Annotated in this window: 5 protein-coding genes; 1 reads left to right on the plus strand and 4 read right to left on the minus strand. The window is 64.9% G+C overall.

The features are described 5' to 3' along the window. Both K1X74_23140 and K1X74_23145 read right to left on the minus strand, forming a co-directional pair. Positions 1–680 (minus strand): MerR family transcriptional regulator (locus K1X74_23140; protein ID MBX7169247.1); only part of this gene is annotated, 680 nt, incomplete at its 3' end. A gap of 224 nt (positions 681–904) precedes the next feature. Further along, the gene (locus tag K1X74_23145) at positions 905–1432 is read right to left on the minus strand and encodes a DUF1854 domain-containing protein (GenBank protein ID MBX7169248.1); all 528 of its coding nucleotides are present in this window, start codon (positions 1430–1432) and stop codon (positions 905–907) included. Positions 1433–2031: 599 nt separating this feature from the next. On the opposite strand from K1X74_23145, the gene cphA reads away from it, so the two are divergent. Continuing rightward, complete coding sequence (gene cphA / locus K1X74_23150; protein MBX7169249.1) at positions 2032–4722, plus strand: cyanophycin synthetase; 2691 nt, start codon at positions 2032–2034, stop codon at positions 4720–4722. A 59-nt stretch (positions 4723–4781) separates the two neighbouring features. Here cphA and K1X74_23155 read toward each other — a convergent pair whose 3' ends face one another. After that, positions 4782–6068, minus strand: coding sequence for a glucose-1-phosphate adenylyltransferase (locus K1X74_23155; GenBank protein MBX7169250.1), 1287 nt, complete (start codon positions 6066–6068; stop codon positions 4782–4784). A gap of 59 nt (positions 6069–6127) precedes the next feature. Next, the coding region (locus K1X74_23160) for a class I tRNA ligase family protein (GenBank protein MBX7169251.1) at positions 6128–7735 on the minus strand (1608 nt) is incomplete at its 5' end.

Raw genomic sequence — 7735 nt, forward strand, 5'->3', positions numbered from 1 at the left:
GCCGGATAACGCTCGTCGGGCGGACTGGCAAAGTCCATCAGCAGTTGTCCCGTGGGTTCGGCCAGTTGTCCTCCGTGCAGCCGTACGGCCAGCTTGTTCCCGGCCGAAAGCGTGGTCAATTGCGCCAGCGGATGCTCGACGTTGCCGAACCAGCGCCGCAACTGCTCGACACTGTGGCGCAGCCGGCTGATCGTAATGCCCGAACGCACAAGCTCGCAAAGGCTTTTCGCCCCCGCGACCTGGCAAAAATCAAAGTAGCGAATGCCATCGACCGTCGTTACCGGCGCGATCAGCCCGGCCCGCAGCCACTGATCGAGCCGCTCGGGGGGCACGTCGAGCAAGTCGGCCAGTTCGCGCAGCGTAGAGTGTCGCTTCAGCGGGCCGCTGGGACAGTGCAGCCGGGCGAGCAATTCTTCCTCGGCCACGATCTCGACCGCGCACCCCTGCTCGGCAAGCGCCAGGGCTTTGCGAAGCTTGCGGGTCGGGCGACCGTCCTTGGCCAACGGCCAACCGCCTCGACCGACGACGACGATCATCGGCCCCCGCGTCACGCTACGAGCGATCGTGGCCCCGTGAGCCACGACGAGCCTTGCCGCTTCAGCGCGCGACATGCAGGCGAAGCGTCCCGCCAGGGCCACTCGCTTTCCTTCGAGCCAGGTTTCCGACAGCTTGCCAACCATGGTTGCCGATCGTGGCCCGTCGATCGCGGCGCTCCCGTCCTGAAGCGGACGCCGGCCGCGTCGTACGACTCGTGCACGTCCGGTATTAGAGTGACGATTGCTTGCCGTCGCAAGCAGCGTCGGCCAGCAAGGGCAAGAAGCCGTCGGCGAGCGGCCCAGACGCGACAGCGGCCCAGGGAAGGCGGGCGCCGACCGATCGAGCCACTAGCTGCGGCCGCCAGCGGCTACAGGTAGCGTTCGAGCACGCGGCGGCTCAACCCGTCGAGTTGGCGCACATCGTCAATCGTGTAACGAATGCCGCGTGCGTCGACGACCAGGGCTCGGTGAGGGCCCAAGCGGCGCACGTCGTCGGCGCTATTGACCAGAAACGACGTGGGCCCCCGATCCGTTTCGACCTGCCACTCGGTCGGCTCGCTATCGACCGGCATCGAAACGATCCGCTGGATCGCCGGCACGAACTCGCGCCGCGAGAGTTCCTCGTCCAGCAGCTTGCGCGTCGTCGGGTCGGTTGCGGCCAAATCGATTACGGCCAGCTCGCGGCCGTCGGCCGTGCACAGGCTGACCCAACGGTCGGGATCGGTCAGCGGAAAGTTCCGCACCGGTTCGATCGGCACGTGCCGGGCGCCCCGCGCGTCGACCAGTTCCAGACGGCCCCAAGCATCGCGCTGGAGTTGGATTTGCCCCTCGGCCGCCACCTCGCTCGAGGGGCGCTGAGTGGTCGACGCTTTGATTGCCTTGGTGACTACGCTCATGGAGTTGATTCTATGGAGTGACCGACCGATTCCCAGATTCTTCACGAAAAAACCGCAATTCGCATACCCGTGCGACAATGGCGGCTTTCAGCCTGGGCGCCCCGCCAAAAGCGCCATCAAATCGACAACACGCGACATCATTTCGACAACATCGCCTGTCGTCAGCCAAGGCTCACCGAAAACTCACGAATCATTCCCTAAAGCCTTGCGATTGCATTATTACTGGCAGTAAGCCTAGGGCCAGTGCCGCCGTAGGGCGACACCTGCCAGCACCGCAAAAGGATACCTCATAATTCAAACCCTGCTGAAAATGGCTCTGGCATGACAGGTGCTATCTGTAGCCAGTTGAAAATCACTTTCCGAGCGGACACCTATTTGAAACTGGAACGAGGGCCGGTATTTAAAGCCCAGCAGTCATTGCCGGTTGGCCGATCCATTTGCTAGCAATGAGCTGATCTATTCGGAGATTCGCTGGCCGCTGCCTCTCCCCTCGCGGCGACGACTCTCCCCGGGCCCGCCCCAGATGCCGGCGGGTGCGCGACTAGGCGGCATCGAGCGGACATCGCTTGAAAATACACATCAGGAGCTCGTGATCTTTTATGGAATTCCGTAAGGTGCTCGCCTTGCGCGGTCCGAACATTTGGGCCAATTTTCCGGTGCTGGAAGCCTGGGTCGACCTCAAAGAGTTCAGCGACCGTCCCTCGGACCAAATTCCCGGATTCAATGCCCGGCTAATGGCCTGGCTTCCCAGCCTGGTCGAACATCGCTGCAGCACCGGACAGCGCGGCGGTTTCTTCGAGCGGCTCCGCCGGGGAACCTACCTGGGTCACATCCTGGAACACGTCGCCCTGGAATTGCAGACGCTGGCCGGCACGCCCGTCGGCTTCGGCCGCGCCCGCGAGACCTCGGAAGAGGGCGTCTACCGCGTTGTCGTGCAATACAAAGAAGAAGAGCTTGCCCGCAAGTGCCTCGAGGCGGCCCGCGCCCTGTGCCTGGCCGCCGTGCACGACCAGCCGTTCGACGTGGCGGCCCAGGTCAAACAGCTCGAGCTCGAAGCCCATGACATTTGCCTCGGCCCCAGCACGGCTTCGATCGTGCGGGCCGCCGAAAAGCGGGGCATTCCCGCCCGGCGGATGAACTCGGGCAGCCTGGTCCAGTTGGGCTATGGCGCTCGCCAGCACCGCATTTGCACGGCCGAGACCGATCGTACCGGCGCCATTGCCGAGTCGATCGCCCAGGATAAAGAACTCACCCGCACCCTGCTGACGCAGGTGGGCGTGCCCGTGCCCAAGGGGCGCCCGGTCACCGATGCCGAAGACGCCTGGGAAGCCGCGCAAGAGATTGGCGTCCCCGTGGTCGTTAAGCCGCAATACGGCAATCAAGGCCGCGGCGTGATTACGAACCTCACGACGCGTGAGCAGGTGATGGCCGCGTTTGCCGCCGCCAAGGAGGAAGGCTCGAGCATCATGGTCGAGCAGTTCGCCCCCGGCGACGATTACCGCATTCTGGTGATTGGCGACAAGATGATCGCCGCCGCCCGCCGCGAGCCGGCTCACGTCGTTGGCGATGGTGTCTCGACGATTCGCCACCTGGTGGACGAGGTCAACAAAGATCCGCGCCGCAGCGATGACCACGCCACGGTGCTCACCAAAATCAAGCTCGAAACGATCGCCTTGGCCCTGTTGGCCGAGCAGGGTTTTACCCCCGACTCGGTGCCGCCAGCCGGCCAGCGCGTGCTGATTCGCCGCAACGCCAACCTGAGCACCGGCGGCACCGCCACCGACGTCACCGACCTGGTCCATCCGGAAGTGGCCGCCCGGGCCGTCGAAGCCGCGCAAATGATCGGCCTCGATATCGCGGGGGTCGACATCGTGGCGACGGACATCTCGTTGCCCCTCGAACAGCAGCGCGGCGTAATCGTCGAAGTCAACGCCGGCCCCGGACTGCGGATGCACTTGCAGCCGTCGACCGGTCAGCCCCGCCCCGTGGGCGAAGCGATCGTCGATCACCTGTTCCCCGAAGGGCAATCGGCTCGCATTCCCATCGTGGCCGTCACCGGCGTGAACGGCAAAACCACGACCACGCGGTTCATCGCCCACATCTTGCGCACGCTCGGCCGCAAGGTGGGTATGACCTGCACCGATGGCATCTTCATCAACGACCGGCGAATCGAAGCCGGCGACTGCAGCGGCCCCATGAGCGCCCAGGCCGTGCTGATGAACCCAACCGTCGACGCCGCCGTGCTCGAAACCGCCCGGGGTGGCATCCTGCGGGCAGGCTTGGGCTTCGACCGCTGCGACGTGTCGGTCGTCACCAACATTGGCGAAGGCGACCACCTGGGCCTCTCCGATATCGAAACGCTCGACAAGCTGGCGGCCGTCAAGCGGACGATCGTCGAGGCCACGAGTGCCGACGGCGCCGTGGTGCTCAAAGCCACCGATCCGCTCGTGGCCGACATGGCCCGCTATGCCCGGGCCAGCGTGATCTTCTTCGCGCTCGACGGCGAGGAGCCGACGATCCTCGCCCATCGCCAAGAGGGCGGGCGGGCCATCTTCGTGCGCCACGGCATGGTCATTCTGGCCGAAGGCGAAGTCGAGATTCCGCTCGTGGCCCTCGAAAACGTGCCGCTAGCGCATGGCGGCCGCATCAGCTTCCAGGTCGAAAACACGCTGGCCTCGGCCGCCGCGGCCTGGGCCCTGGGCGTGCCGCGCGACGCGATTCGCGCCGGCCTCGAATCGTTCGCCGCCGACAAACACAAAGTGCCCGGCCGCTTCAATCTGCTGGAAATCGCCGGCGCCACGGTCATTGTCGATTACGGCCACAACGTTTCGGCCCTGTCGGCACTGATCGAAGCCATCGAGCAGTTCCCGCAATCGCGCCGCACGGTCGTCTACTCGGCTGCCGGAGACCGCCGCGATTGCGACATGGTTCGCCAGGGCCAATTGCTCGGCGAAGCGTTCGACCGCGTGATCTTGTACGAAGATCATTACCTCCGCGGCCGCGAGGAAGGCGAAATCATGCGGCTGTTCCGCGAAGGGCTCGCCGCCGGCGCCCGCGTCGGCCAGGTGCAGAACTTCAAAGGCAACATCAAGGCCATCGAAACCGCCCTGCGCGACGTGCGGGCCGGCGAACTGCTCGTGCTGCAAGCCGACATGATCGACGAGACCATGGACTTTCTGGCCAGGTATCTGGCCGAGAAAGGCACGGGTCACGAAATCGATCTGCGCGACGCCATCGATCTGCCGGCCAGCGAAGCGGCCGACTACTACGCCTCGCAAGTGGTCGACTAGTCGTAGCCGAAAAGTCAACCGGGCGCGAGTCGCCCACGGCCTGCCCTGCCCCGCTGGCGCTACATCCGCCAGTTGTCGGGCAGGATCGCACCCTTTTGCACGCAAATGATGCGGTCGCGGATCACGGCCTCGGGGGTTTCCTCGCTCGTGTCGACCCCCGTGTCGTTGACCACTCGCACGTTGCGGCCGATGCGGCAATTCTTGTCGATGATGGCCCCCTCGACGACCGTGCCCGCGCCAATGCCCACCGGGGGCACTCCGCCAACCGTGGCTTTGGCGGCTTCTTCCGCAGTTTCATAGTCGTCGCTGCCCATCACAATCGAGTTGCGAATCGTCACGTCGCGGTCGATGCGGCAGCGTAGGCCAATCACGCTGTTCTCGATGACGGCGCCCGCCTCGATCGAGCAGCCGTCGGCGATCAGGCTGCCACTGATTTTCGCGCCGTCGAAGCGCGAAGGGGGCAGAAAACGCGACCGCGTGTAAATCGGCGCCGAGGCCGAGGCCAGCTCGAACGGCCGCTGCGTCGCCGCTAAGGCCAGGTTGGCCTCGTAGAACGAGCGGATCGTGCCGATGTCTTCCCAGTAACCGTCGAACAGGTGCACCTGCACGCGGTGCGTTCGCGTGGCGGCCGGAAAGATCTCGCGGCCAAAGTCGTGATAGTCGGTCTTCGTGAGCAACTTGACCAGCGTTTCGCGGTTGAACAAGTAAATGCCCATGCTGGCCAGGCAGTCGCGCCCCTTGCTGTCGATGCCGTGGCGGTCGATCCAGGCGGGCTCCATCCGCACGATGTCGATCTCCTTGTCCGTCTGCGGCTTTTCCAAAAAGCCCGCCACGCGGCCCGAGTCGTCCACGCGCATCAGCCCCATGCTGCGGGCGGTCTGCCGGTCGACCGGCATGGCGGCAATCGTCACGTCGGCTTTCGACTCGACGTGCGTGGCCATCATCTGGGCAAAGTTCATGCGGTAGAGCTGGTCGCCCGAGAGGATGAACACGTGCTCGCAGTCGGCCTGGTCGATATAGCGGAGGTTTTGCCGCACGGCGTCGGCCGTGCCCTGATACCAGTTCGAAGCGTCCAGCGTTTGCTGCGCCGCCAGAATCTCGACGAACCCGGCGTTGAACTGGTCGAAGTTATAAGCCCGGCGAATGTGCCGGTGCAGGCTCACCGAGTTGAACTGCGTGAGCACGTAAATGCGGTTGAGCCCGCTGTTGATGCAGTTCGACAGCGGAATATCGATCAGGCGATACTTGCCGGCCAGCGGCACCGCCGGCTTCGAACGATACTTCGTCAGCGGATAAAGCCGGGTGCCGCGGCCGCCACCGAGCACCAGCGTAATGCACTTGCGCATGCCAACTCCTTGCGGGCGTGTCAACGATCTCGAATTGCGAACGCTTGCCTGGGACTTTGCTACTTCGTCACGAAATTGACCATCCGGCCGGGCACCACCACCACCTTCAGCACGGTTTGGCCGGCCAGCAGCTCGGCGATGCGGTCGTCGGCCCGCGCGGCCGCCTCGCACTCGGCTGCCGAGGCCCCCACCGGCACGGTGATCCGCGCCCGCAGCTTGCCTTTGATCTGCACGGGAATCTCGACGCTGTCTTCGCGCACGGCGTTGGGGTCGAACACCGGCCACGGCTCGTAGGCCAGCGACTTCGTATGACCCAGAATTTGCCACAGCTCTTCGGCCACGTGCGGAGCCAGCGGCGCCAGCAGCAGCACGAACTGCTCCATCGCCTGCCGCGGCCGCACGTCGCACTTGAAGAAGTAGTTGACGAACTCCATCAGCTTGGCGATCGACGTGTTGAAGGCCATGCGTTCCAGGTCTTGCGTCACGCCCTGAATCGTCTTGTGCAGCACGCGGTTCTGCTCGTCGCTGGGAGGCACGTCTTGCACCGAGGCGTTGAGCTCGATCGCTTCCGCCCGATCGTTCACGATCAGCCGCCAGGCACGATCGAGAAAGCCGCGCACGCCGTTCACCCCTTCCATGCTCCAGGGCTTCGTGGCTTCCAGCGGCCCCATGAACATCTCGTACAGCCGCAGGGCGTCGGCCCCGTACTCGCGCACCACGTGGTCGGGGTTCACCACGTTCCCCCGGCTCTTCGACATCTTGTGCGCCCGGCTTTCCAGCCGAATTTGCGGCTGGCCTTTGACCACGAAGCTCTCGCCCGATTTTTCGGAATGCTCGGGCATCACGCGGGTCGCCGTCAGCGCCTCGCCAGTTTTTTTGACGACGTGCTGGCCTTGCTCGTTTTCGGTCACCTCCGCGGCGCTCACCGTGCTGCCGTCGCCGCGCTGGTAGCCAGTCAGCTCGATCTCGCCCAGGATCATTCCCTGGTTGACCAGCTTTTGGAACGGCTCGACCGTGCTGACAAAGCCGCGGTCGAACAGCACCTTGTGCCAGAATCGGGCATACAGCAGGTGCAGCACGGCATGTTCGGCGCCGCCAATGTACACGTCGACCGGCATCCAGGCCTTTTCCACGGCCGGGTCAACCAGCGCCTGCTCGTTGCGCGGGTCGAGAAACCGCAAGTAATACCAGCACGAGCCGGCCCACTGCGGCATCGTGTTCGTTTCGCGCTTGTAGCGCACCCCGTCAATCACCGGATACAGCCAGTCGGCCGGCGCCTGGTCGAGCGGCGGCTCGGGGCTGCCGTGCGAGCTGAACTCCTTGAGCTCCGGCAGGTTCACCGGCAGCTCGCTGGCCGGCACCGTGCGGGTCAGGCCCGTCAGGTTGCCTTCGGCGTCCAGCTCGTGCAGCACGGGGAACGGCTCGCCCCAAAAATGCTGCCGGCTGAACAGCCAGTCGCGCAGCTTGTAGTTGACCGCTTCGCGCCCCTGTCCGCGCTGGGCCAGGTCGGCCGTGATGCGGCTTTTGAATTCGGCGGTGGGCAGCCCATCGTAGGCGCCGGAGTGGATCGCCACTCCCTCGCCCGGAAACACGGCCTTGCCGGCCAGCACCGCCTCGCGATCGACGTCGGGCGCCGCGCCCGGATCGACCACCGCGGTGATCGGCAG

This window comes from Pirellulales bacterium (genome assembly GCA_019694435.1).
GTDB lineage: Bacteria > Planctomycetota > Planctomycetia > Pirellulales > JAEUIK01 > JAIBBZ01.